20 protein-coding genes and 2 pseudogenes are annotated in these 25676 nt (G+C 59.8%); 9 read left to right on the plus strand and 13 right to left on the minus strand.

Annotation, left to right across the window (positions count from 1 at the left end):
• Nucleotides 1–17: 17 nt before the first annotated feature.
• The 13 genes and pseudogenes from ACA048_RS03200 to ACA048_RS03260 form a co-directional block, all read right to left on the minus strand.
• The gene (locus ACA048_RS03200; protein WP_497627911.1) at nt 18–2792 is read right to left on the minus strand and encodes a hybrid sensor histidine kinase/response regulator; all 2775 of its coding nucleotides are present in this window, start codon (nt 2790–2792) and stop codon (nt 18–20) included.
• 100 nt (nt 2793–2892) lie between these two features.
• Nucleotides 2893–4188 carry a phosphoribosylamine--glycine ligase gene (gene purD, locus ACA048_RS03205; protein WP_497627912.1) on the minus strand — a complete coding sequence of 432 codons (1296 nt, stop codon included), beginning with the start codon at nt 4186–4188 and terminating at the stop codon, nt 2893–2895.
• A gap of 110 nt (nt 4189–4298) precedes the next feature.
• A complete protein-coding gene (purH, locus tag ACA048_RS03210; RefSeq protein ID WP_497627913.1) occupies nt 4299–5906 on the minus strand; it encodes a bifunctional phosphoribosylaminoimidazolecarboxamide formyltransferase/IMP cyclohydrolase in 1608 nt (535 codons plus the stop codon).
• 81 nt (nt 5907–5987) lie between these two features.
• Complete coding sequence (gene fis, locus ACA048_RS03215) at nt 5988–6308, minus strand: DNA-binding transcriptional regulator Fis (RefSeq protein ID WP_007907419.1); 321 nt, start codon at nt 6306–6308, stop codon at nt 5988–5990.
• Nucleotides 6305–7315, minus strand: a complete 1011-nt coding sequence (gene dusB, locus ACA048_RS03220; RefSeq protein ID WP_497627914.1) for a tRNA dihydrouridine synthase DusB — start codon at nt 7313–7315, stop codon at nt 6305–6307. Before dusB ends, fis begins: the two co-directional genes overlap by 4 nt.
• A 185-nt stretch (nt 7316–7500) precedes the next feature.
• The gene (locus ACA048_RS03225; protein WP_497627915.1) at nt 7501–8718 is read right to left on the minus strand and encodes a DUF3426 domain-containing protein; all 1218 of its coding nucleotides are present in this window, start codon (nt 8716–8718) and stop codon (nt 7501–7503) included.
• Between the two features lie 30 nt (nt 8719–8748).
• Complete coding sequence (gene prmA / locus ACA048_RS03230) at nt 8749–9627, minus strand: 50S ribosomal protein L11 methyltransferase (RefSeq protein ID WP_223515176.1); 879 nt, start codon at nt 9625–9627, stop codon at nt 8749–8751.
• Nucleotides 9628–9929: 302 nt separating this feature from the next.
• Nucleotides 9930–11288 (minus strand): acetyl-CoA carboxylase biotin carboxylase subunit, encoded by a 1359-nt coding sequence (accC, locus tag ACA048_RS03235; RefSeq protein ID WP_489335432.1) that lies wholly within the window; start codon nt 11286–11288, stop codon nt 9930–9932.
• A gap of 17 nt (nt 11289–11305) precedes the next feature.
• On the minus strand, nt 11306–11767 hold the full coding sequence (accB, locus tag ACA048_RS03240) for an acetyl-CoA carboxylase biotin carboxyl carrier protein (RefSeq protein ID WP_223515182.1): 462 nt from the start codon (nt 11765–11767) through the stop codon (nt 11306–11308).
• A gap of 47 nt (nt 11768–11814) precedes the next feature.
• Nucleotides 11815–12267: a type II 3-dehydroquinate dehydratase gene (gene aroQ, locus ACA048_RS03245; protein ID WP_310845759.1), complete on the minus strand. Its 453-nt coding sequence runs from the start codon at nt 12265–12267 to the stop codon at nt 11815–11817.
• A gap of 131 nt (nt 12268–12398) precedes the next feature.
• The gene (locus tag ACA048_RS03250) at nt 12399–14144 is read right to left on the minus strand and encodes a protein-disulfide reductase DsbD (protein WP_497627916.1); all 1746 of its coding nucleotides are present in this window, start codon (nt 14142–14144) and stop codon (nt 12399–12401) included.
• Between the two features lie 174 nt (nt 14145–14318).
• Nucleotides 14319–14825 (minus strand): annotated as a pseudogene (locus ACA048_RS03255) (methyl-accepting chemotaxis protein); the annotation flags it as partial.
• A gap of 1492 nt (nt 14826–16317) precedes the next feature.
• Nucleotides 16318–17988: a diguanylate cyclase gene (locus ACA048_RS03260; protein ID WP_497627917.1), complete on the minus strand. Its 1671-nt coding sequence runs from the start codon at nt 17986–17988 to the stop codon at nt 16318–16320.
• A 327-nt stretch (nt 17989–18315) separates the two neighbouring features.
• Here ACA048_RS03260 and ACA048_RS03265 point away from each other — a divergent pair.
• The 9 genes and pseudogenes from ACA048_RS03265 (at nt 18316) to speA (ending at nt 25459) form a co-directional block, all read left to right on the plus strand.
• Nucleotides 18316–19213 (plus strand): annotated as a pseudogene (locus tag ACA048_RS03265) (DUF2515 family protein).
• On the plus strand, nt 19210–19908 hold the full coding sequence (locus tag ACA048_RS03270) for a hypothetical protein (RefSeq protein WP_497627918.1): 699 nt from the start codon (nt 19210–19212) through the stop codon (nt 19906–19908). The pseudogene ACA048_RS03265 and the gene ACA048_RS03270 overlap by 4 nt, the downstream one beginning before the upstream one ends.
• 17 nt (nt 19909–19925) lie before the next feature.
• Entirely contained in the window at nt 19926–20432 is a 507-nt protein-coding gene (locus ACA048_RS03275) for an Hcp family type VI secretion system effector (RefSeq protein WP_497627919.1), read from the plus strand.
• A complete protein-coding gene (locus ACA048_RS03280) occupies nt 20429–20698 on the plus strand; it encodes a hypothetical protein (protein WP_497627920.1) in 270 nt (89 codons plus the stop codon). Before ACA048_RS03275 ends, ACA048_RS03280 begins: the two co-directional genes overlap by 4 nt.
• 47 nt (nt 20699–20745) lie before the next feature.
• Complete coding sequence (locus tag ACA048_RS03285) at nt 20746–20922, plus strand: hypothetical protein (RefSeq protein WP_497627921.1); 177 nt, start codon at nt 20746–20748, stop codon at nt 20920–20922.
• 134 nt (nt 20923–21056) lie between these two features.
• Nucleotides 21057–22124 (plus strand): DUF2333 family protein, encoded by a 1068-nt coding sequence (locus ACA048_RS03290; RefSeq protein ID WP_497627922.1) that lies wholly within the window; start codon nt 21057–21059, stop codon nt 22122–22124.
• A gap of 3 nt (nt 22125–22127) precedes the next feature.
• A complete protein-coding gene (locus tag ACA048_RS03295; RefSeq protein ID WP_497627923.1) occupies nt 22128–22685 on the plus strand; it encodes an NUDIX hydrolase in 558 nt (185 codons plus the stop codon).
• 269 nt (nt 22686–22954) lie between these two features.
• Nucleotides 22955–23326, plus strand: coding sequence for a translation initiation factor Sui1 (locus ACA048_RS03300; RefSeq protein WP_046032986.1), 372 nt, complete (start codon nt 22955–22957; stop codon nt 23324–23326).
• 219 nt (nt 23327–23545) lie between these two features.
• Nucleotides 23546–25459 (plus strand): arginine decarboxylase, encoded by a 1914-nt coding sequence (gene speA / locus ACA048_RS03305; protein ID WP_140669623.1) that lies wholly within the window; start codon nt 23546–23548, stop codon nt 25457–25459.
• The last annotated feature ends 217 nt before the right edge of the window (nt 25460–25676 follow it).

Here is a 25676-nt window from a genome sequence, read left to right on the forward strand (position 1 = left end):
TCGCTGCAACACGTTGCTCAGAATGTCGACGCTGTACGACTTTGCTGATCACGCTGGGCAACCCAATGCTCGATCAGGTCACGCAACTGCGACAGCTCCACCGGCTTGGCCATATGCCCGTCCATGCCCGCCTGGCGCGCGCGCTCTTTGTGCTCGGCGAGGATGTGCGCGGTCAATGCCACCACCGGTGTGCGGGTTCGCTGGTTGCCGACTTCCCAGGCGCGTAGCTGCTGGGTGGCCGAGAAGCCATCGAGGATCGGCATTTCGCAGTCCATCAACACCAGGTCGTAGCGCTGAGCTTTCATCGCCAGCAAGGCTTCTTCGCCATTGCTGGCGGTGTCCGGTTGCAGGTTGAGTTTGCCGAGCATGCCGCGAATCACTTTGGTCGAGATCGTGTTGTCTTCAGCCACCAGGATACGGAAGTCGCTTGGGACCTTGACCGGAAGCGTCGGGCCTGTAGGCCGATGATGCGAAACGGCCGGGCCTTTGTTGCGCTGATTCAACTCGTCCGCGAGGGTGGTCTTGAGGGTGTAGCCGGCCACGGGTTTGGCGAGGATGCGTTTGATCCCGCAGTTGCGAGCAATGATCTTGCTCGGCGCATTGCTGATGCCGGTCAGCATGATCAGCAGAATGTCGTGATTGAGGCTCGGGTCTTCCTTGATCTTGGCCGCCAGTTGCATGCCGGTCATGCCCGGCATGTTCTGGTCCAGCAAGACCACATCGAAGTAATCGCGCAAGTGGGCCTTGGTGCGCAACAAGGCCAGGGCTTCCTTGCCGGAAGGCACGGCGCTGACGTTCAAGCCCCAGGCGCTGCACTGTTGCACCAGCACTTTGCGGCAGGTGTCGTTATCGTCCACCACCAGTACGCGCGCACCTTGCAGCGGACCATCGAGGTCGCAGGTAGGGTGCTCAAGCCGTTCCGGGTCCAGTGGCAATGTCAGCCACAACGTGCTGCCCTGGTTGGCGCCCGTCTTGATGCCGAACTCGCCGTGCATCAGGCGGATCAGCTGACGAGCGATCACCAGCCCCAGATTGCCGCCCAGACTCGTTGCCGAGAGGAAGTGCTTGCTGTGCAATTCGGCGTGCATCAGGGCATCGCGCTCATCGGCCTCCATCGGCACACCGCTGTCTTGCACGGCGATGCGCAGCCGAGGTTTTGCACTGCGTTCATCGAGGGCAACGACAATCAGAATCTCGCCTTCGTCGGTTTTCTTCAGCGCGTTTTCCAGCAGGCTCAGCAAGGTCTGGCGCAGGCGTGTAGGGTCGCCGCTGATGACGCGCGGCACTTGCGGCTGGATGAAGCTGATCAGCTCCACATTCTGCTGCTCGGCCTTGGCGCGGAAGATACTCAGGCAGTCTTCGATCAAGGCGTTGAGGTCGAACTGCACGTCGTCCAGCTCGATCTGCCCCGACTCGAGCTTGGAGATGTCGAGAATCTCGTTGATCAGTGTCAGCAGTTCGTTGCCGGCGCTGTGGATGGTCTGCACGTAGTCGCGTTGTTTGACCGACAGGGGAGTGCCCAACAGCAGCTCGGTCATGCCCAGAACACCATTCATGGGGGTACGAATTTCATGGCTGATTTTCGCCAGGAACTCGGCCTTGGCGTTGATCTCGGCGTTGCTGGCGGCCAGGTCGCGACTGACACTGAAGCGATCTTCAGTGATGCTGCGCTGACGTTCGCTCAGGGCGATGCTCATCAGCAGGCCGCTGATGCAGGTGAACACCAGAAGCGTAGTGATCAGGCCTTGCGGCGCGACCAGCGTCAGTCCCAACAGTGCGGGCAGCATGATCAGTGTGCCAATGTTGAACACCACCATCGCCGCGACGAAAAACCGTGCCGGGCGATAACCTTTTTGCCAGTGATAGGCGCTGACGAACAACATGCTCAGGCCTGCCAGAGCAACCAGGACGTAGGTAATGATGTTCAGCGGCAATGTGTTGACGAACAACAACAGCAGGCCGCAGGCGACGATGAACAGAATGTCCGCCAGCAGCAGTTTGTTCAGCGGGTGAGGGCCGAGCGGGGCGAAGAATCGACACGCAAGCATCAAACCGCTCGGCGCAGTCAGCAATAACGCGAGGTAGGCGCCCGGTGCCTGGATGGCGTGCCAGTTCGGCAACCATGGCCCAGGCAGGTTCAGCAGCAATAGCAGACTAAGCATCAACAACCCTTCACACCAGGCCAGCCAAAGGCTGCTGCGCGAACGTGTGTAGGCGTAGCGCACGAAGTTGTGCAGGATCAGCATGCCGAGGCAACCGAACAGCAGGCCGTAGATCAGCGTCTGGTTCTGATCGGCTGCGGTCGTGATCGCCGATTGCAGGGTGATGTGAGGCCGCAACTGGTGGTCGGAGACCAGTCGCAGGTAGACGTCGAGAGGGTTGTCGCTTTGCGGCAGCGGCAACATGAAGTCGCTGCTGGGCAGGGGGCGGTCAGCCTGGGGCTGCCCGGTACCGGTATTCAAATGATCGATCAGCTTGTCGCCGTCGAGTACATATAGATTGAGCGCCGACAGGTCGGGTGCAAACACCCGCAGCAATTGTTCATGTTTGCCAGGGGCCAGCCTGAAACGCAGCCACAACGCACCATCGGGCTCGGCCGCCGTGAGGCGATCGAGTTCGATGGGGCTGAATTGATTGGTGTAGCGAGCGGAGCGGATGTCACTGAGCTGCAGGTCGCCCTGTTCGTCGAGCAATACCGCCCAGCCACTGCCTTGCGCGGCCTGGGCCGGGAGCATGCAGAGCAAGGTCAGCAGAGTGACGGTGAGGCTTATGGCAATCCTGAGCCAGCGCACGGCGAAATCCCTTCGTAGGTTGATGCCAGATTATAACTATGCGCGGTGCCGGAATAGTCCGGCAAGGACCAGCGGCCCTTGCCTGGCCGAATGAATGGCCTTATTCCTGGCTTTCGCCCCGCTCACGGGCAATGGCACGGTAGCCAATGTCATTGCGGTAGAAACAGCCTTCCCAATCAATCTTGGCCGCCAGCTTGTAAGCCTGCTGCTGAGCCGCATCGACGCTGGCGCCCATGGCGGTGGCGCAGAGCACACGGCCACCGGCTGTCACCACTTGACCGTCCTTGAGCGCAGTGCCCGCGTGGAAGACTTTGCCTTCCAGTGCGGCGGCTGCATCCAGACCGTTGATGGCCACACCTTTGGCGTAGTCACCCGGGTAACCACCAGCGGCCAGCACGATACCGACGCTCGGACGTGGATCCCATTGCGCTTCGACTTTGTCCAGTGCTTGAGCCAGAGCGGCTTCAACCAGCAAGACCAGGCTCGACTGCAAACGCAGCATCACCGGTTGGGTCTCAGGATCGCCGAAACGGCAGTTGAACTCGATGACTTTTGGGTTACCAGCCTTGTCGATCATCAGGCCTGCGTACAGGAAGCCTGTGTAGACGTTGCCTTCCTCGGCCATGCCGCGAACGGTCGGCCAGATCACCAGGTCCATGGCCCGCTGGTGCACTTCTGCAGTCACGACCGGGGCAGGGGAGTAAGCACCCATGCCGCCGGTGTTCGGGCCGGTGTCGCCGTCGCCGACGCGTTTGTGGTCCTGGCTGGTGGCCATTGGCAGCACGTTCTTGCCGTCGACCATGACGATAAAGCTGGCTTCTTCGCCGTCCAGGAACTCTTCGATGACCACGCGCGAACCGGCGTCGCCGAACGCGTTGCCCGCGAGCATGTCGCGCACGGCGTCTTCGGCTTCTGCCAGGGTCATGGCAACGATCACACCTTTACCGGCGGCCAGGCCATCGGCCTTGATCACGATCGGTGCGCCTTTTTCACGCAGATAAGCCAGGGCAGGCTCGATCTCGGTGAAGTTCTGGTAGTCGGCGGTCGGGATCTTGTGGCGCGCCAGGAAGTCTTTGGTGAAGGCTTTCGAACCTTCCAGCTGGGCAGCGCCAGCGGTAGGACCGAAGCAGTCCAGGCCACGGCTGCGGAACAGATCGACCACGCCTGCCACCAGCGGTACTTCCGGGCCGACGATGGTCAGGGAAACGTTTTTCTCCGCGAAATCTGCAAGCTGCTCAAGGGCCAGCACGTCGATAGCGACGTTCTCGCATTTGGCTTCGGTGGCGGTGCCGGCGTTGCCGGGTGCCACGAACACTTTCTGCACACGCGGATCCTGAGCCACTTTCCAGGCCAGTGCGTGTTCACGGCCACCGCTGCCAATGATCAAAACATTCATTTCAAAAACCTCGGTTGTGGGAGCAAGGCTTGCCCGCGATGGCGATCTCGAGGACGCCATCGCAGGCAAGCCTTGCTCCTACAGGTCTGCGCATTGCAGGCCTGATGATATTAGTGACGGAAGTGGCGCATGCCGGTGAAGACCATGGCGATGCCAGCCTCGTCGGCCGCAGCAATCACTTCGTTGTCACGCATCGAACCGCCTGGCTGGATCACCGCAGTAACGCCGGCCTTGGCTGCATTGTCCAGGCCGTCGCGGAACGGGAAGAACGCGTCCGATGCCATGACCGAGCCTTGTACCTGCAAACCGGCGTGTTCGGCCTTGATCGCGGCGATACGGGCGGAGTTCACACGGCTCATCTGGCCGGCGCCGACACCGATGGTCTGGCGGTTCTTGGCGTAGACGATGGCGTTGGACTTGACGTACTTGGCCACTTTCCAGGCGAAGATCAGGTCGTTGATTTCCTGTTCGGTCGGTGCGCGCTTGGTCACGACTTTCAGGTCATTGGCGCCGATCATGCCGATGTCGCGGCTCTGCACCAGCAGGCCACCGTTGACGCGTTTGTAGTCCCAGGCAGCGGCGCGATCAGCCGACCATTCGCCGCAGGCCAGCAGGCGCACGTTGGCTTTTGCCGCCACGATGGCGCGGGCTTCTTCGCTGACGCTCGGGGCGATGATCACTTCGACGAACTGACGCTCGACGATGGCTTTGGCGGTTTCAGCATCCAGCTCGCGGTTGAAGGCGATGATGCCGCCGAACGCCGATTCGGTGTCGGTGGCATAAGCCAGTTCGTAGGCCTGGCGGATACCGCCTTCGGCGTCCGGACTCACGGCCACGCCGCACGGGTTGGCGTGCTTGACGATTACGCAGGCCGGCTTGACGAAGCTCTTCACGCATTCCAGCGCGGCGTCGGTGTCGGCCACGTTGTTGTACGACAGTTCTTTGCCTTGCAGTTGGGTCGCGGTGGCGATGCCGACTTCGGCAGGCTTGGCTTCCACGTAGAACGCCGCGCTCTGGTGCGGGTTCTCGCCGTAACGCATTTCCTGGGCCTTGACGAACTGGCTGTTGAAGGTGCGCGGGAATTCGCTGCGACCTTCGGTGCTGAGTGTTTCAGCGGCCTGATTCACGGTGCCCATGTAGTTGGCGATCATGCCGTCGTAGGCGGCGGTGTGTTCGAAAGCCTTGAGCATCAGGTCGAAACGCTGAGCGTAGGTCAGGCCGCCGGCCTTGAGGCCTTCGAGGACGCTGGCGTAATCGCTGGCGTTGACCACGATGGCCACGTCTTTGTGGTTCTTGGCCGCCGAGCGGACCATGGTCGGGCCGCCGATGTCGATGTTCTCGATGGCAGTCGGCAGGTCGCAGCCAGGCTTGTTGATGGTGGCTTCGAACGGGTACAGGTTGACCGCGACCAGGTCGATCGGCTTGATGCCGTGCTCGCTCATGATTGCGTCATCGATGCCGCGACGACCGAGGATCCCGCCGTGGATTTTCGGGTGCAGGGTTTTCACCCGACCGTCCATCATTTCTGCGAAACCGGTGTAATCCGCGACTTCCACTGCGGCAACGCCGTTGTCGCGCAGCAGCTTGAACGTCCCGCCGGTAGAGAGGATCTCGACGCCCAGGGCTTCAAGCTCTTTGGCGAATTCGAGGATCCCGGTCTTGTCGGAAACACTGATCAAGGCGCGGCGGATCGGCAGGCGGGTAGTCTGGTCGGTCATTTCAATTTCCATCAAAAGCAAAGGAGTCAGCAAAAAAGGCGACCGGTTTTACGCGGGCGCCTTTCTGGTTTGATTGAATGCTTACAGCAAATCGTACTGCTTGAGTTTCTTGCGCAGCGTGCCTCGGTTGAGCCCGAGCAGCTCGCTGGCCTTGGTCTGGTTGCCCTTGACGTAGTTCATCACGCACTCGAGCAGGGGAGCCTCGACTTCGGAGAGCACCAGGTTGTACACATCCGTGACGGCAGCGCCCTCAAGGTGGGCGAAATAATTGTGCAGCGCCTTCTCGACACTCCCGCGAAGGGTCTGGCCTTCTTCGCTGGGCGTATTGAGGTGCTGTTTCAAATTTACGTTGTCGCTCACGGGTGTTGTTCCACTCACTAAAGTCTCGGTCATCATCGTCATGCGGCCACCCCTTCTCCGTCCCCTGTCAGGCTCTTGTAACGTTCGGCGAAGAAGCCCTGAACGTTGGCGCATTGTGCTTCCGTATCTTCCAAACGATTGAAGTGGGCGCGAAACTCCCTGGCGCCCGGCAAGGTTGCGAGATACCAGCCCACATGCTTTCGAGCGATACGGACACCCATCACGTCTCCATAGAAAACGTGCAGGGCGGCCAGATGCTCTAGCAGAATGCGTTCCACCTCGATCAATTCCAGCGCCGGGAGTTTTTCGCCGGTACGCAGGAAATGGTCGATCTCACGAAAAATCCATGGCCGCCCCTGGGCAGCCCGGCCTACCAACAAACCATCGGCACCGGTCGCATCGAGCACGTACCGGGCCTTCTCGGGCGAATCGATATCGCCGTTGGCGAAGACCGGAATCGACACCGCCTGCTTGATCGCGGCAATGGTGTCGTACTCGGCTTCACCGGTGTACAGATCGGCACGGGTGCGGCCATGGACCGCCAACGCCGTAATGCCTGCCTGCTCGGCGATCTTTGCCACCGTCAAACCATTCTTGTTGTCCCGGTCCCAGCCGGTACGGATCTTCAGGGTCACCGGCACATCAACCGCAGCCACCACGGCCTGCAGGATCTCGGTGACCAATGCTTCATCCTTCAACAGCGCGGAACCGGCAGCCTTGTTGCAGACCTTCTTCGCCGGACAACCCATGTTGATATCAATAATCTGTGCGCCCAGCTCAACGTTGGCCCGGGCCGCGTCCGCCAGCATCTGTGCATCACCACCGGCGATCTGTACCGAGCGTGGCTCGGGATCACCTTCGTGGATCATGCGCATCCGCGACTTGCGGGTGTTCCACAAACTCATGTCGCTGGTGACCATTTCCGAGACAACCAGCCCCGCGCCCAATCGCTTGCACAGCTGACGAAAGGGTTGGTCGGTGACTCCTGCCATCGGGGCGAGAATCAAGCCGTTTTGCAATGTGTATGGACCGATGCGTACCGCCGACATAGGACTTCCCTGTTGTGGGGCCGGATCATTAGAGTTCGAAAAAGGGTTGGCATGATACCCGCTCTCGATGACTGGATAAAGGCTGAATTGAACAAAATCTGAACAGTTATTCTGTTATTGCCAGGAGTTCGGTACGGACGGTCCCAGTCAGAAATCTGCCGTCAAGCCTGTAGCGGTGAAGCGTTTCACTCGGGGGAGTGGAAGCTCAGGCTGTAGTTCACTGCTTTGGCGCCCGGGTCGAGAATATCCAGCGCGATGTGGATCGGCGTTTGCGGTGGCATTTCCGCCATGCCTTCGAGGTCGCCGTTGAGGTATTCGCCGGGTTTGAAGCGACGGCTGGCAATCAAATGGCCATTAAGGTCGGCAAAGCGCAGTTCCAGCAACGGGAAGGGCTGGGAGAACGCGGCGCGGTTGTAAATGATCGCATCGACCACCAGGGCACCACTGAAATCCGGGTGACTGCGGACCACCAGGTTGCTGCTTTTGATTTTGGCAATGTCGACTTTGGACGGCACTGTGCAACCGATTTTCGGGCACAGTTGCTGGAACCAGGGGCGGTACTGGTCCTGGCGGGCCAGCTCATCGAATTGGTAGGCAATGTATTGGCCCGCGAGCGCGGCGGCACCGAGCAAGACCAGGAGCAACCAGAACAAACGCCGGCCCCAGGGGGATCGACGCTTTTGCCAATCAAGTTGCAGTGGGTCGTCGGTCAGGTCCTGCAGTACCTCGGCGCGCACGCCCGGTTCGCTGCGCTCGCGACGTTTGCGCAACGGTTCGATGGAGGGCAGGTTGTCGTCGAGCACCTCGGACGCCGACAGGCGTTCGTGGTTGAGGGGGGCGTCGAGTGGGTCGTGCAGGCGCAGATGGGGCACCTGGGGTTCGTCGTCCAGATCAACCGGTTCCAGCGAAAACGAAGGCTCGGTTCGCGAGTGTTTTCTCGGCTCGGATTCTGATTGCGGCAGTTCGGTTTCTGTTGACTGGGCGCGGTCGGCGGCCGACTCGCTGAAGAGGCTATCGGACCACGGCTCGTCGTCGTGCTCGATAGAGTCGCGACGGGCACTGAGGCCGTCTTCGCGGTGCCGGCCAAACTCTGTGGTTGGCTGGATTTCCCGCTGTTCGAGCCGGGCGAGCTCTTCGTCCAGGTCCAGGCTGTCCAGATCCAGTTCGGAGGCGGTCCACTGCTTTTGGCTGATAGCGCGTTGCACCGGCGGTTCAACGATGGCCGGGGCAACCGGTTTGACGGCTTCTTTACCGGCCCGTTGTTCCAGCAATTGTTTGGCGGCGTTGAATACCTGCAAGCAGGAGCCGCAACGAACCACTCCACGGGCCACGCTCAACTGAGCATGGCTGACGCGGAAGCTGGTTTGGCAATGCGGGCACTGGGTGACGAAGCTATCGGTCATGCGGCGATCCGGTTTATGCAGGCGTTCATTCTAGCGCCGACGGCCGGTGATGCGCACCCAGCCATCGCGATTGGCAATCGGGTCCAGATCGAAGTCTTGAGCGTAGGCGGCGGCAACGTCTTCACCTTGTTCGGCGAGGATGCCGGACAACGCCAGGCGACCACCCGGTTTGACCAGGCTGGACAGTTGCGGGGCCAGGGAAACCAACGGCCCGGCAAGGATGTTGGCGACCAGCACGTCCGCTTTGACCGGCGGCAGATCTTCCGGCAGATACAGCGGGAAGAGTGCTTCGGCAATGTTATTGCGCCCGGCGTTGTCGCGCGAGGCTTCCAGTGCCTGGACGTCAATGTCGGTGCCGACGGCTTCCTTGGCACCCAGCAGCAGGGCGGCAATCGCCAGAATCCCCGAGCCGCAGCCAAAATCCAGCACGTTGCAGTCTTTCAGGTCCTGGCCATCGAGCCATTCCAGGCACAGCGCGGTGGTCGGGTGGGTGCCGGTGCCAAACGCCAGGCCCGGGTCAAGCAGCAGGTTCACGGCGTCAGGCTCGGGCGCGGCGTGCCAGCTCGGGACGATCCACAGGCGCTGACCGAAACGCATCGGCTGGAAGCCGTCCATCCAGCTGCGCTCCCAATCCTGGTCTTCGATGACTTCGCTGTGATGCTCGGGCAGCGGGCTGCCGGTCAGCAGCTCAAGGTGGGCCAATACGCTGGCGGCTTCGGTACCGCCTTCGAACAGGGCCAGCAGGTGCGTGTGCGACCACAGCGGCGTGGTGTTGAGTTCTGGCTCGAAGATCGGCTGATCTTCGGCGTCCATGAAAGTCACCGATACGGCGCCCACTTCAAGGAAAGCGTCTTCGTAGGTTTCGGCTTGTTCTGGGCTGATGGCGAGACGGACTTGCAGCCAAGGCATGGCGGGCACCTTTGAAAAATATTGATTGCAGCCTAGCGGGCTGCGATAAGCGCGCAAGTTTACGCGAGCGCGGAGGTTTTGTGGGGGTGACGTGGTCTGCTTCCACCGCTTGGTTTCTGAATGACACAGTGCCCTGTGGGAGCGGGCTTGCCCGCGATGACGTCAGCACATCCGACATCAATGTGAGAGGTAGAGCGCTTTCGCGGGCAAGCCTGCTCCTGCAGGGGGTGTGTTGTGGGGTCGTTGAAATGTCCAGAAACAACAAAGCCGCCCGAAGGCGGCTTTGTTGATTGGGTCGAAGCTTAGTGCTTCTCACCAGCGAGCTTGTGCTCAAGGTAGTGGATGTTGACTCCACCTTTGCAGAAGCCTTCATCACGGACCAGATCGCGGTGCAGCGGGATGTTGGTCTTGATCCCGTCGACAACGATTTCGTCCAGCGCATTGCGCATGCGCGCCATGGCTTCTTCACGGGTTGCGCCGTAGGTGATCAGCTTGCCGATCAACGAATCGTAGTTCGGCGGAACGGCATAGCCACTGTACAGGTGCGAATCGACGCGAACGCCGTTGCCGCCAGGTGCATGGAAATGCTTGACCGTGCCAGGGCTCGGCATGAAGGTTTTCGGGTCTTCGGCGTTGATTCGGCATTCCAGGGCGTGACCGCGGATCACCACGTCGTCCTGGGTATAGGACAACTTGTTGCCAGCGGCGATGCTGAGCATCTCCTTGACGATGTCGATGCCGGTGACCATTTCCGAAACCGGGTGCTCTACCTGGACGCGAGTGTTCATCTCGATGAAGTAGAAGTGGCCGTTCTCGTAAAGGAACTCGAAAGTGCCGGCGCCACGGTAGCCGATGTCGATGCACGCCTTGACGCAGCGAGCGAGGACTTCCTGGCGTGCTTTCTCGTCGATGCCCGGTGCCGGCGCTTCTTCGAGAACCTTCTGGTGACGACGTTGCAGCGAGCAATCGCGGTCGCCCAGATGGATGGCCTGGCCCTGACCATCGGAAAGTACCTGGACTTCCACGTGGCGTGGGTTGGTCAGGAATTTTTCCAGATAGACCATCGGGTTGCCAAACGCCGCGCCAGCTTCGGTGCGGGTCAGTTTCGCAAAGGAAATCAGGTCTTCTTCTTTGTGCACAACACGCATGCCACGACCACCACCGCCGCCAGCGGCTTTGATGATCACCGGGTAACCAACTTCGCGACCGATGCGCAGAGCGGTTTCTTCGTCTTCAGGCAGCGGGCCGTCGGAACCCGGAACGGTTGGAACGCCCGCAGCGATCATGGCGTGTTTGGCCGATACCTTGTCGCCCATCAGGCGAATGGTGTCGGCTTTCGGGCCAATGAAGGCGAAGCCGGAGTTCTCGACCTGTTCAGCGAAATCAGCGTTTTCCGCAAGGAAACCGTAGCCTGGGTGAATGGCGGTAGCGCCGGTCACTTCAGCTGCGGCGATGATTGCCGGGATGTGCAGGTAAGAGTGCGCGGCCGAGGCCGGACCGATGCAGACGGATTCGTCTGCCAGGCCCAGGTGCATCAGTTCTTTGTCGGCCTTGGAGTAAACGGCGACAGTCTTGATGCCCATCTCTTTGCAGGCTCGCAGGATCCGCAGGGCAATCTCGCCGCGGTTGGCGATCAGAACTTTTTCCAACTTCGCAGTCATCAAAGTTTCTCCGCGGTTCAAACGATGGTGAACAGCGGTTGGTCGTACTCAACCGGCTGGCCGTCTTCGACGAGGATGGATTCGATCACACCGCTGGTTTCAGCTTCGATGTGGTTCATCATCTTCATGGCTTCGACGATGCACAGGGTGTCGCCTTTCTTCACGGTCTGGCCGACTTCAACGAAGGATGGCGAGGATGGCGAAGATTTGCGATAGAACGTACCGACCATCGGCGAACGGGCAACGGTGCCGTTCAGGACAGGCGCGGCCGGAGCAGCAGGTGCAGCGGCAGCAGCAACCGGAGCAGCAACAGGCGCTGGTGCCGGAGCGTGCATTGGAGCCGGTGCGTAGTACTGCTGAGCCGGGGTTTTGCTATGACGGCTGATGCGTACGGACTCTTCGCCTTCCTTGATCTCGAGCTCGTCGATGCCGGACTCTTCCAGCAGTTCGATCAGTTTCTTAACTTTACGGATATCCATGAATCATCAACTCCCAAGGGTCGGTCAGGGGCGTTTACGCTTGTTGTTCAAGTCGTTGCCTGTCTTTCAAGCTGCTCTAGTGCGGCCTCCAGGGCCAGTCGATAACCGCTGGCGCCAAGGCCGCAGATCACTCCCACCGCTACGTCGGAGAAGTAAGAGTGATGGCGGAAAGGTTCGCGTTTGTGCACGTTAGACAAATGCACTTCGATGAATGGGATGCTCACTGCCAGCAGCGCGTCACGTAATGCGACACTTGTGTGCGTAAAAGCTGCTGGATTGATCAAAATGAAGTCCACACCTTCGCCGCGAGCGGCATGGATGCGATCGATCAATTCGTACTCGGCGTTGCTTTGCAGGTGCAGCAAATGATGGCCGGCTTCACGGGCGCGGCGTTCCAGGTCCTGGTTGATCTGCGCCAGTGTCGTAGCGCCGTAGGTGCCCGGTTCGCGGGTGCCGAGCAAGTTCAGGTTGGGGCCGTGCAGCACCAATAGGGTCGCCATCTGCTGTTCCTTGTTATCTGTGAGCAAGAGTCAGAACCCGGCGACTATGCCGCAAAGGCTTTGTGACTGTCCAGTTCTATGCAATAGCCAGCACGATAGCCGATGTTTGCGCGAAATATGTGACCGGCTGATTAAATCTGGTCATTTGCTTTCGCAACACGTTCAGCGAAGTCTTTGGCGTTGATCTCGCCGATCACTCGCACATCGGTGCGTTCAACGCCGTCCTTGCCAAAAAACATCAAGGCCGGAGGACCGAACAATTTGTAACGGTCGAGCAGGGCGCGTTGCTCGGCATTGCTGGCGGTGATGTCGAAACGGACCAGTCGATAGCCTTGCAGGCGCTCGACGACTTTTGCGTCCTTGAGGACTTCACGTTCGATGACTTTGCAGCTGATGCACCAGTCGGCGTACCAGTCGAGCAGCAGCGGAGTGCCCGAGGATTGAGCATCGGCGAGCACGCGGTCCAACTCTGAGGGCGTGCTGATTGTTTGCCAGGTTCCGGTGTTTTGCGGTGGTTCGTTACCTGCAATCACGCGCGATTGACCAATCGGGTTGAACGGATCGGTCTGGCCGCTGAACGCCCCGAACCAGCACGCCAGTGCGTAAAACAGCAGGAACATCCCCAGCAGCTGGCCCAGGCGTTTTCGAGGGGGCTTGTAGACGAACTCCAGTGCGCCCATGAACAAGCCGACACCGCCGGCCAGCAAGCCGATCAGCAGCAAGGTGATCTGGCCCGGCAGTACCCGGCTGAGCAGGGCGATCGCCAGTCCCAGCAACAGCACCCCAATGGCGTTTTTCACATACACCAGCCACGGCCCGCTTTTCGGCAGCCAGGCCGCGCCACCGGTGGCCACCAGCAACAGCGGCGCGCCCATGCCGAGGCCGAGCATGAACAGTTTCAGTCCACCTCCCAGCGCATCGCCGCTGGCACTGATGTACAGCAGCGCACCGGCCAGGGGCGCGGAAACGCAGGGCGAAACCAACAGGCTGGACACCACGCCCAACACCGCGGCGCCCCACAGTGAACCGCCTTCAGTGCGGCCCGCGATGCGATCCAGGCGACTGCTGATGGCCTGGGGCAGCTTGAGTTCGAATACGCCGAACATCGCCAGCGCAAACAGCGCAAAAAACATTGCAAACGGCACCAGCACCCAGGCCGATTGCAGGCGTGCCTGAAGATTGAGCTGCGCGCCGAACATTCCCATCAGCGCACCGAGCAGGGCGAAGCAGGCGGCCATCGGCAGCACGTAGGCCAAAGACAGGTTGAAGCCGCGCCAACCACCGACCTGACCACGCAGCACCACACCGGACAGGATGGGCAGCATCGGCAGCACGCAAGGGGTGAACGTCAAGCCCAAACCGGCGAGGAAAAACAGCGCGAGTTCGCGCCAGCCAACGCTTTGCGCGGAGGTCGGGGCGCCGATGCCATCAATGCTCAGGCGCTCGGTTTCCGGTGGATAGCACAGGCCTTTGTCGGCGCAGCCCTGATACGTCACGGCCAGTGTGAAGGTACGTTGATCGGTGCGCGGTATTTCTACGTCAACAACACCGTGATAAACCTCGACATCGCCGAAGTACTCGTCGTGCTTCTGCTCGCCCTTGGGCAGTATTGCTGCGCCCAGGCTTATATCGGCCGGGTCAGCCCGAAATTGGAAACGGTGGCGATAGAGGTAATACCCCTCGGTGGCGACGAAACGCAGCTTGATCGACTGCGGCGTGCTGTCTACCAGGCTCAATTGAAAGGCTTCGCGCACCGGCAGAAAGTCAGCGCTGTTGTTGATCGCGCCCAGAGTGGAGCTGGGCCGGGTGTCCGGCAACCCGGCGGCGGTGGCCGGCAGGGCGAGCACTAAAAGCAGCAGGCAGAGCAAACGGCGCATGACAATCTCGCGTATCGGAATTGGGGGCATGATAGCGGACAGTTGTCGGGTGTGCAGGGTAGGGGGTTGTGCGGTGATTGTACTGGCGCCTTCGCGAGCAAGCCCGCTCCCACATTGGTTCTGTGTCGTGCACAAATCAAAGGTGGGAGCGGGCTTGATCGCGAAGGCGATTTTTCAGACGCGGAAGGCTTGAACGGCCGTACGCAGCCGCCCGCCCAGCACCAACAGATTCTCCCCTTGCTCACGCCCTTCACCAATGCGCAGCAAGTTATCCCCGCCCAATTGGTGAATTCGCTCGCTGTGGTCGCGAATCTCGCTGACCGCGCCGCTCTGCTGGGCGGTGACATCGGCAATGCGCACGGCAGTGTCGGAAATGGTCTGGATGGCCCCGACGATTCTATCCAGCGCCCCGTCGGCCGCTTGCGCCTGATTGGCCGTGGCTTCTGCATGTTCAACTTGCGCGCGCATGCCCTCCACGGATTGACGCGCGGCGGTTTGCAGGCCGGCAATCAGCGTCTGAATTTCTGCGGTGGCCCCGGTGGTGCGTTGCGCCAGTGAGCGAACCTCTTCCGCCACCACTGCAAACCCTCGGCCCATTTCCCCGGCGCGAGCCGCTTCGATGGCGGCGTTCAGCGCCAGCAGGTTGGTCTGGTCGGCAATCGAGCGGATCACCGTCAGCACGCCGCCGATGGTCGCCGATTCTTCGGCCAGGTGCTCGATCATCTGCGCGTTACCCTGCACTTCGCCCACCAACGCATGCAGGCCGGTGAGGCTCAGGCCGATGACTTTCTGGCCGTGCGCAACCGCCAGGCCGGCATGACGACTGGCGTCGGCTGCCTGGCTGGCATCGCCGGCGACCTGTTGAATCGTCGCCTCCAATTCACCGAGAGAATCGCGGATCAGTGCCGTGTCGCCTGCCTGATGTTCGGCGCCACTGTGCAGATCATTACTCAAGTCGGCCAGAGTTCGGCTGCTGCCGGCGACTTGCTCGGCGTTGAGACGAATGGTCCCGACCAGATCCACCAGGTAGGCGCGCAAGCGATTGAGCGACGCTTGAATGTCGTGCAATTCGCGATTGGTGTTGCCCAGTTCAATGTCCCGGCTGAAGTCGCCTTCTGCCCACGTAGACAGGGCCGGCGCCAGGTTGGTCAGGGTTCGGGCCAAGCGTCGTTGCAGGGTATCGATGAGTAAGGCGATCAGCAGGATCAGCCCGATCATCACACCCTGCATCAACCGTACTTCGCCCTGGATCTGGCCGTGCTGGGCGCGGACCACGGGTTCGAGTCCGGCAATCGCTTGCTGCGCGGCGGCGATTTTCAGGTGGGTGGCGGCGCTGAGATCGGTGCGTTTCTGGATTTGATCGCGGGTGCGCGACAGTTCGGCCGGGTAGCGCGTGAGCAGGCTGTTGAGTTCACGCTTGAGGCCGACACCCGCGTCTTCGGCGGCAACTTTCTCGTTGTTCTCCAGGCCCATCATCGACGCGAAATCATCGGTGTTCGACTCACTCTTGGTGGTGACGCCGAGCAGCGGCAAGCCGCCCAGCAGCTCCGCCTGAGTACGGATGTTGGCCACTTCGCGTTCGACGTCGGCGGCCAATTCGCTGCGGCCACTGCTGACCAGTTTGTCCCGGGCCAGGGACAATTTGCCCAGGTGTTGAGAGGCGCTAAGTAGCGGCGTCAGGTACGCCGCGTCAGCGCTGGCGTATTGGCTGAGTTGGTCGAGGCTGGCGCCGAGTTCGCGTTCGGCTTGCAGCAGCAGCGCTTGCGGGTCGCCCGCGAGTTTGCCGGCGGCCAACAGATCGGTTTTGCTGAACTCATCCAGGTTCGACAGGCTCGGGCGCAAAGTGTCGGCGAGCGCCGGTGGCAACTCACCGAGCTCCTTTTGCAAGACGTCAATGGCCTGGCTGGCGCTGCTCAGGCGCAGGGCATCGCCACTGGCGAGGTAGTCTTCGATATTGCGCGCGACTTCATTCTGAAATTGCCGGGACAGCCCCAGGTAACGCTCCATCAACAGATAGGGGCGCTCCAGGGCCTTTTGCGACCACCACAGTGTGGCGCCAAGGGCCACGCACACGGCGACTAACAGGAGGGTGTTGAGATTGGTCAGCAACTTCAGGCGCATAGCGGGTCTACCGACGGCTGAGTGGTAAGCGCCTGAATTTATTGCGTTTGTGTTACAGCGTTATGACCGAATCGGTGGATTCCGATAAAAAAGTGGCACTTTGCCGTGATGTTCGCGCCGCCTGAATACGGTTGCGTCCGGCACCCTTCGCGCGGTATAGCGCCTCGTCCGCCTGGCTGGCCATCGTCACGCTGTCGGAGTGTTCGCACAACTCCACCACACCGGCACTGAACGTGCACCAAAGGTCTTGAGGTTGGGCGGGGTAGTGAATTTCGGCAAAGCGCTGACGAATTTCATTCAGCACTGTGTAAGCCGATTCGAGGTCGGTGTCCGGCATGACGATCGCGAACTCCTCGCCGCCATAGCGGCCGATGAAGTCGGTCTTGCGCAAGCGTTGCTTCAAGAACAGCGCCAGGCTTTTGATTACCCGGTCGCCCATGGGGTGGCCGTGGCTGTCATTGACGCGTTTGAAGTGGTCGATGTCGAGCATCGCAAAGCACAGCGGCTTGCTCTCGCGGCGGGAGCGGAAGCTGCAGTCTTCAAGCAATTGCAAAATGTGCGTGTGGTTATACAGACCGGTAAGGCTGTCGCGGACCATTCGGGCTTTCAGATTGCGTGCCCGTGCCGCGCGGTTGCGCACGGTGGTGATCAGGTGGCGCGGCTTGATCGGTTTGGTCAGGAAGTCGTCGCCGCCTTCGCTCATAGCGTCGAGTTGCTTGTCCAGATCGTCTTCGGCCGACAGGTAAATGATCGGCACGCTGACATAACGGTCGTTGTGACGGATCACCTTGGCCAGTTCAGTACCGGTGCAGGTTGGCATGTACATGTCGAGGATGATCAGGTCAGGTTGAAAGTCCGAAAGTTCGGCCATGGCCTGAATCGGATCGATCAACGTGCGCGTGACGATCCCGGCGCTGTTCAACAGGCGTTCGGTGTGCAGGGCCTGGGCGCGGGAGTCGTCGATGATCAGCACTTTATAAGGTTCGTACTGAGCGACACAGGTCAGGACTTCGATTTTCTCCAGCAGGCTCGAAGCTTCCAGGGTGCCGGTGAGAAACTCCTGGCCACCGGCACGCACGGCGGCGAGGCGGGTCGGGGTATCGGTTTCGTTCAGGCTGAAGAACAACAGCGGCAGGCGATGATCGAGACCTTCCTGGGCTTCGGCGGCCAGTTTCAGGCCAATACCGGCGCCACTGAAGTCGACGTCCATGACGATGGCGGCGGGCAAGCGCTCGACCATCGACGCACGAAACGCTGCAATGCTGTCCAGGGATTGAGCGCTGAGTCCGAAAAATTCCAGTTGCTTGGCCAGGCGCTCGGCGCGGTCGTGATCTTGCAACATCACATAGATCGGCTTGCGCAAGGGTGGCAGCAAGGTATGTTCGAGCTGATCGCCATGTCGCAGGCCGGTGCGCGACAAGCGTTGCATCAAGCGATTGAGATCGGTGATCAGCCCGCTGCTCAGGCGTCCGCGATTGGCGTCGACCGCCTCCAGCGACTGACCGATGTGGCGTGCCAGTTGCGTATGTTCCGGTTGCTCGAAACGCTCGGCAAACCGCAGCAGGCGCAGGTTGGCCTCTCTCAGTTCCGATAAGTCGGCGGTGGACCACTCGCTGCGTTGCAGGCGCTGCCAGATCTCAAGAATTTGACGTGCCTGATGAATCACCCGCTGGGCAAAGTGGTGCTTGAGGCGCTCACGGCTGGGGTCTTCTGGCTCGGTCATATCCTGACTACTAGTTAGGGTAAATGCTGAGATCGACTGGTGGCTCTATGCTAGCACCTCTTTTCAATGGGATGAGAGAGTCGTACGGCAATTATCTGTTAATCAGCCTTATTCAGTTTGTGACTGGCTGGTCTTATTCGGTGGAGCTGCGTTAGGCAGGCCCCTACATTCTGGCGGTTTCAGGAGATTTCCTTGTCGCTTCAGGGCAACGTCCTTCGCTGCGGCGAGCCTCGTCTGTCAGGGAATTCTGATTTTGCGTCAGCATGATTCGGACGGGATTTTCGGCTGTTAGGGTTCAGGGATTCCCTTGGTAGCCAGCCGAAACTCATGACTCAGTGTTTTGAACAGCATTCCAGCGATGAACAGCGCCTGAATCACAAATCACAACAGCACCCCCGTTACTGACTGTGAGTGTAAAGAGGAGCGGCTATATGGCAGCAAGACCTTGGTCACTGACGTGCCGATCCTCACGTGTTCCTGCCTTTGGCGTACGTATCAGCGCGAGGCGGAGGAGATCGTCGCACCGAAGGGCGTATTGATTGCCGACCCGGTGGCGCGCAATCGAGCGATCAACGCGGCCTATGCCCGGCTGTGGCTGCAAGACCCAAGGTTTCAGTGGGCCGGGTTGGCGGCGTTTGCCTCCAAACAGGTCGGATGCGGATTGCTGCATGCGGCGCAAAGTGTTGAACGTATTCGCGAGGAGCGGGAGGCGCGGCAGCGTTTGCGAGACAGCCGCCGTCAGTCCGGGCTTTTGACTCCGGACAGGATGCCCGAACCGGCAGATGCCTTGCGTGACTATAAAGAAGCGGATGCGCGTAACCCGGTGCCTTCAGTGGATATTCGTTTTGCCGGGGAAGACTCGTCCTTGGTACAGCAGCAGTTCCGGCATGTGCACGACTTGCAAAATATTCTACAGCCCACGATTTATCAGAACGGCCAACTGGTGGCTTTGCTGCGTGGCAACCATGCTTCTTATGTGACCGGTTTTCCTTCTGGCGTAGCCCAGGCAATTGAGTTGACGCTCTCCAGCCAATGCCGGCGTGTTGATGACGGACGCACCATTGGTTTCAGCAACAGTCCGCTAGCGGACTTGTCGGATATCGAGCAGCGAATGCCTTTCGTACTTCGGGCTGCAGCACGCTTTGATCAGATGCTCAATGATACGAGCCGTAGTGTGCTGCAGCAGTCGATCACCGAGATCTCATCTGGGCAGGGAATACGGTGAGTGTGCGGCAAGGTATAGGCCGCTGGCGGCTCGGGGCAGGCTTGTTGTTTCTGGCTGCCCTGATCGGGGTGGCTACGAATCAGTTGGTTGAGTCTCTATCGCAAGAGCCAGTGATCGCATTGGAGGTGGGCGGCACCTATGAAACCTTGCGCAAGCATTCTTCCGTGCCCTTCAGTCCGAGAATCCCCGGGCATGTCTGGATGGGCCTTCCCGATACGGATGCACGGCTTCGACTCATCGATCCGCAGTATGAGTTCGTAACGCCGAGAGCGCGTTTTTTTACCGTTGTATTTGACGACAACGTCGTTAGCAGTATTCGCATGTCCCCACAAGTTGAGCCTTTGCTGCTCGATGATGCCCTGAAGGTAGCGATGGATTTACAAGAGCAGTGGCGCCATGGCGGATGGAGGGTGGCCGGCAGGAAAAGTTATCCACCCTTTGCCGACACGCCAGAATGGCGAGCGCAGTTGAAAGACGTCAATAAAGGAGGAAAGGTCTACTGGAAAGCGGGCAAAAAATATCAAGTCACGATGCATTTTCACCGATTCAACTACGACAAGCGACCCAACGAAGAGCGCTACCTCATCACTCTGTCGATCGGCAAGCCATGGACGCCGTTCGCAGAAGATGGGGACGAAGAAGCGCTGATCGAGTTGGACCAGTCCAACCCGAACACACCCTTGTTCCCCAAATAAACCCAAGGAGCCCCACCATGCCAACCCCCGCCTTCATGACCCTCCACGGTGAACGACAAGGCCTGATCAGCGCAGGCGCCTTCACCGAAGCGTCAGTGGGCAACGTCTACCAACTGGGCCGTGAAGACCAGATCATGATTCAGGCCCTGAGCCATGGCATTTTTGTGCCCAAAGGGTCAGGAGCGGGGCGCCGGATGCACAAACCCTTGATCATTACCAAGTCCATCGACAAGGCGTCCCCGTTGATCAACATCGCCTTGTGTTCCGGGGAGCTGCTCAGCAAGTGCCGCGTCGAGTGGTATCGCACTTCGGCCCAGGGAACGCAGGAGCATTTCTACACCATGGAACTGGAGGACGCGGTGATCATTGGCGCCGAGGTGCTCATGCCCCATTGCCTGGACGCCAGTAGTGCGCACCTCACCCAGTTGGAGAAGGTTCACTTCAGCTACCGCCGAATCTACTGGAGACATGAAATTAGCCGGACTATGGGCTCCGATGAGTGGAGCGCCGAGGAACAGGTATGAGGCTGGTCAATGAGTTTCATCTGTCCGCGTGGGAGCGCCAGCATGCTTATTGCGGTGAGGATGCGGTGGATCACGTGCGCCAGGCATTGCACGATCGCCACCCCATCGAAGGCCTGGAGGAGTTGCGCTCCGGGTTGATGATCGATGTCGACAGTGAGGTACTCGACCAGATTGAGCGGGCGAGTGGTGGTTGGTCAGGGCTGAAGCCGACTACGGTGACTGGACGATTCCGCAGCGGACCTTTGACCGCAAGATCATGGAGTTGATGAAAAATCCACCGGTCCAGCCCTCTCGATCGCCAAGGATTTTCCGCTTGGTTGACAGCGTTACGGGTGAGCCATTGGCGCAGCGACGCTACATCGCGACAGTGGGCGGGCAGAGGCTCCAGCGCACGACCGACGGCGAAGGCATCGCCCATCTTTTTGGCGCAGACGAGGTGCGGCAGATTTCAATGGAGGTCATCGGCGCCAGCGAACGTATGGACGCTTGAGTTCATCGGCAACGGTTACGGCAGGTTCGTCCGTCATTTTTCAGGATTAACCCGGCGACGGGTGCCGGCCTAAGGCACGTTGTTGTATGGTTGTGGTCGAATCGATGAACTCAAGTGATTGAAAGGATATCGCCATGCTGGACTGGAAGAACCGCGCGGGCAGCGCGCCTGAACGTGCCGCTGAACCTAAATCGGCCACCCGCAGTTACTTTGGCGGCCTGCTGTTCAGCCGGGCGCTGGCCACGCTGATCGGCTTTTATCTGCTGGTTACGATTGCCCTGGGTTGGTACTGGAGTGCAGAACCTGCGCTGTTCCCGGTCCAGCAAAATGCCCAGATCGCTGCCGAAAAAGAAGGCAAACAGATGGTCATCGGCTACACCACGGTGGAAACCCTCAAGACCGTCGCCGGGACGTTGCTGAGCAAACCGGGTGGCTATATTTCCAACGACCGTTTCCCGCCGGGCCTGTGGATGGACAACATGCCGAGCTGGGAATATGGCGTGCTGGTCCAGGTGCGCGACCTGAGCCGTGCGCTGCGAAAAGACTTCGCCCGCTCCCAGTCGCAGTCGGCCGAAGACGCCGATCTGGCCAAGGCCGAACCGCGTTTCAACTTCGACAACAAAAGCTGGGTGCTGCCTTCCAGCGAGTCCGAATATCAGGAAGGCATCAATTCCCTGAGCCGCTATCAGGCACGTCTGTCCGATCCGAACCAGAAAAGCGCGCTGTTCTATGCCCGCGCCGACAACCTGAACAACTGGCTCGGTGACGTGGGCACCCGGCTGGGTTCGCTGTCACAACGCCTGTCGGCCAGCGTCGGCCGGGTCAAACTCAACACCTCGCTGAAAACCGAAGTCCTCGCGCCGGGCCAAGTGCCACAGGTCGACGAAGAAATCGTCGAGACCCCGTGGATGCAGATCGACAACGTGTTCTACGAAGCCCGTGGTCAGGCCTGGGCGCTGTCCCATCTGTTGCGCGCCATTGAAGTCGACTTCGCCGATGTATTGGCCAAGAAAAACGCCACGGTCAGCGTGCGTCAGATCATTCGTGAGCTGGAAGCCTCGCAAGAGGCGGTCTGGAGTCCGATGATCCTTAATGGCAGCGGCTTTGGTGTGCTGGCTAACCACTCGCTGGTCATGGCCAACTACATATCCCGAGCCAACGCCGCAGTGATCGATCTGCGTCAATTGCTCAATCAAGGCTGATTTATGGTCGACGACGCCAAAGAGGCCGCCCATCGCGCGGCCTCGGATGCCGAACAGATTGCCTGGGTCGACGAACAGGACAACCTGCTCGGCGCCCTGGTCCGTTCCGACTTGCGTGAACGCGGGCTGATCGGGCGCGGCACCTACATCATGCTGTTCAACTCGGCGGGTGAACTGTGCGTGCACCGGCGAACCCTGAGCAAAGCCATTTATCCGGGGTATTGGGATGTGGCAGCGGGGGGCATGGTGCTCGCCAGCGAAACCTACGCCGAGTCGGCCGCCCGCGAACTCGAAGAAGAGCTGGGTGTGCGCGGTGTGGAATTGACCGCCCATGATCACTTCTTCTTTGAAGACACCGGCAACCGGCTCTGGTGTTCGGCGTTTTCGGCGGTATGGGATGGGCCATTGATTCTGCAGCCGGAAGAAGTGCTCGAGGCGCGCTTCATCCCCATCGATCAGGTCATGCTGGAAATCCAGCAAAAGCCTTATTGCCCGGACTCTCTGGCCGCGTTGAAGCGCTATCTGCGCGCTCAACAGGATGAAGTCGCAAAAGAGCTATAAATTGGCGCCGATTGGCTCTTAGCAAGTCGGCTTTTTGCCGTTACACTGCGCGACCTTTTGTGGGAGCAAAGCTTGCTCGCGAAAGAGCGCATGGACGACACGTGCTGTCTGATGTCGCGCGTTATCGTTGACGTCCATCGCGAGCAAGCTCGGCTCCTGCAAGGTTGTACCGTTTCAGTAGCGCTGCCCCTGCCTGAGTGGGGCTTCGCGGTCGATGGCAACTTCCCGAGTTGCCGCGATCAGTCTTTGTCCTCCCAAGAGGATTGCCGGTGGCCAAAAAAGCCGCATCCTTCGCCGCCCTTGGTGGCCTGGTATTTTCCACCGACGCAGGTCGTCATTGCCCGGAATGCAGTAAACCGGTGGACGCCTGTATCTGCAAACAGACCGTTATCCCGGCCGGCGACGGCATCGCTCGCGTGCGTCGCGAAAGCAAGGGCCGTGGCGGCAAGACGGTGACCACCATCACCGGCGTGCCGTTGGCTGAAGACGCGCTCAAGGAACTGGCCACCACGTTGAAGAAACGTTGCGGCACAGGCGGGGCGTTGAAAGACGGGATCATCGAAATCCAGGGCGATCATGTCGAGCTACTCTTGGGCGAGCTGATCAAACTCGGTTTCAAAGCGAAGAAGTCCGGCGGCTAGCAGCCTCTGTGAAAACCACCCTCGGCTTGATCCAGTCCTGACAGCAGGTCTGGCGTCGTCTACATGGTTTTCACAGAGCCTGTTCTGACCGGTTTCTAAACTCAAACCTGAATGTGAGGTCTATCGCCCTTGCATGCAGGCTAATCGTCATTTTCATTCTTTAGACTGCGCCGGCCTGAACTCAAGGCGCGCTCAACGACTTCTTTATAGGGGACTTCAATGTCCGTACGACGCACACGCAAAGACGATGGCAGCCAATGGACAGTTGCGGACAGCCGCAGTGTTTACGGGATTCGCCATTGGGGGGCCGGGTATTTCGCGATCAACGACGCCGGTCGCGTCGAAGTTCGTCCGAACGGTCCGACCAGTTCGCCTATTGATCTGTTCGAGCAAGTCGACCAACTGCGCAAAAGCGGTTTGTCCTTGCCATTGCTGGTGCGTTTCCCGGATATCTTGCAAGACCGCGTGCGTCAGCTGACCGGCGCCTTCGATGCGAACATCGAGCGTCTGGAGTACCAGAGCAAGTACACCGCGCTGTACCCGATCAAGGTTAACCAGCAAGAAGCGGTGATCGAAAACATCATCGCCACCCAGGACGTTTCCATCGGTCTGGAAGCCGGGTCCAAGCCTGAGCTGCTCGCCGTTCTGGCTTTGGCGCCGAAGGGCGGCACCATCGTCTGCAACGGTTACAAGGACCGCGAGTTCATTCGTCTGGCGCTAATGGGCCAGAAGCTGGGTCACAACGTCTTTATCGTGATCGAGAAAGAATCCGAAGTCGGCCTGGTGATCGAAGAAGCGGCGTCGCTGAAGGTCAAGCCTCAGGTCGGCCTGCGCGTGCGTCTGTCGTCCCTGGCTTCGTCCAAATGGGCGGACACCGGCGGCGAGAAATCCAAATTCGGTCTGTCGGCGGCGCAATTGCTGTCGGTGGTCGAGCGTTTTCGCGCGGCCGGCCTGGATCAGGGCATTCGCCTGCTGCACTTCCACATGGGCTCGCAAATCGCCAACCTGGCGGACTACCAGCACGGCTTCAAGGAAGCGATTCGTTACTACGGCGAACTGCGCAACCTCGGCCTGCCGGTGGATCACATCGATGTTGGCGGCGGTTTGGGCGTGGACTACGACGGTACGCATTCGCGTAACGCCAGTTCGATCAACTACGACATGGACGATTACGCCGGTGTCGTGGTCGGGATGCTCAAAGAGTTCTGCGACGCGCAGAACCTGCCGCACCCGAACATTTTCTCCGAAAGCGGCCGCTCCCTGACCGCTCACCACGCCATGCTGGTGGTGCAAGTCACCGACGTCGAGAAACACAACGACGACGTGCCGCAGATCGACAACAAGGAAGAGCTGCCGGAAACCGTGCAGTGGCTGGTTGACCTGCTGGGCCCGACCGACATCGAGATGGTCACCGAAACTTACTGGCGCGCGACGCACTACATGAGCGACGTGGCTACCCAGTACGCCGATGGCAAGCTGACCCTGGCGCAAAAAGCCCTGGCCGAGCAATGCTACTTCGCCGTGTGCCGTCGTCTGCACAACTCGTTGAAAGCCCGTCAGCGTTCGCACCGTCAGGTGCTCGACGAACTCAACGACAAACTGGCCGACAAGTACATCTGCAACTTCTCGGTGTTCCAGAGCCTGCCGGACACCTGGGCCATCGGCCAGGTCCTGCCAATCCTGCCGCTGCACCGTCTCGATGAAGAGCCGCTGCGCCGCGCCGTGCTACAAGACCTGACCTGCGACTCCGACGGCAAGATCAAGCAATACGTCGACGAGCAAAGCATCGAAACCAGCCTGCCGGTGCATGCGCTGAACGACGGTGAAGACTACCTGCTGGGGATCTTTCTGGTGGGCGCCTACCAGGAAATTCTTGGCGACATGCACAACCTGTTCGGTGACACCGACTCGGTGAACATCTACCAGAACGCTGACGGCAGCGTGTACCACGCCGGTATCGAAACCCACGACACCATCGAAGACATGCTGCGCTACGTGCACTTGTCGCCGGAAGAGTTGATGACCCACTACCGCGACAAGTGCGCCAGTGCCCGCATCACCGCAGCCGAGCGTACCCAGTTCCTCGACGCTCTGCGTCTGGGCCTGACCCGTTCGTCTTACCTGTCTTCGTAAGGTAAGGCACTGTTCTCATCAGGTTGTCTGAAAATGTTCCGCACGTTGCGGAAATTTCAGAGGACCTGGTGAGACGCGTCTTTGTTTTCCAGCGAAATGACTCACATCCACGTCTATCCATGCGATGTGGTCTTCTTTTCGCGTAGGCCGTTTCCTAAGTTGTATTTCGGCACTCTACTCGGCCAACTCTCTCGGAGAGAATCCCCGGCCGCCCCTC

The sequence above is a fragment of the Pseudomonas sp. LBUM1659 genome (genome assembly GCF_059716045.1).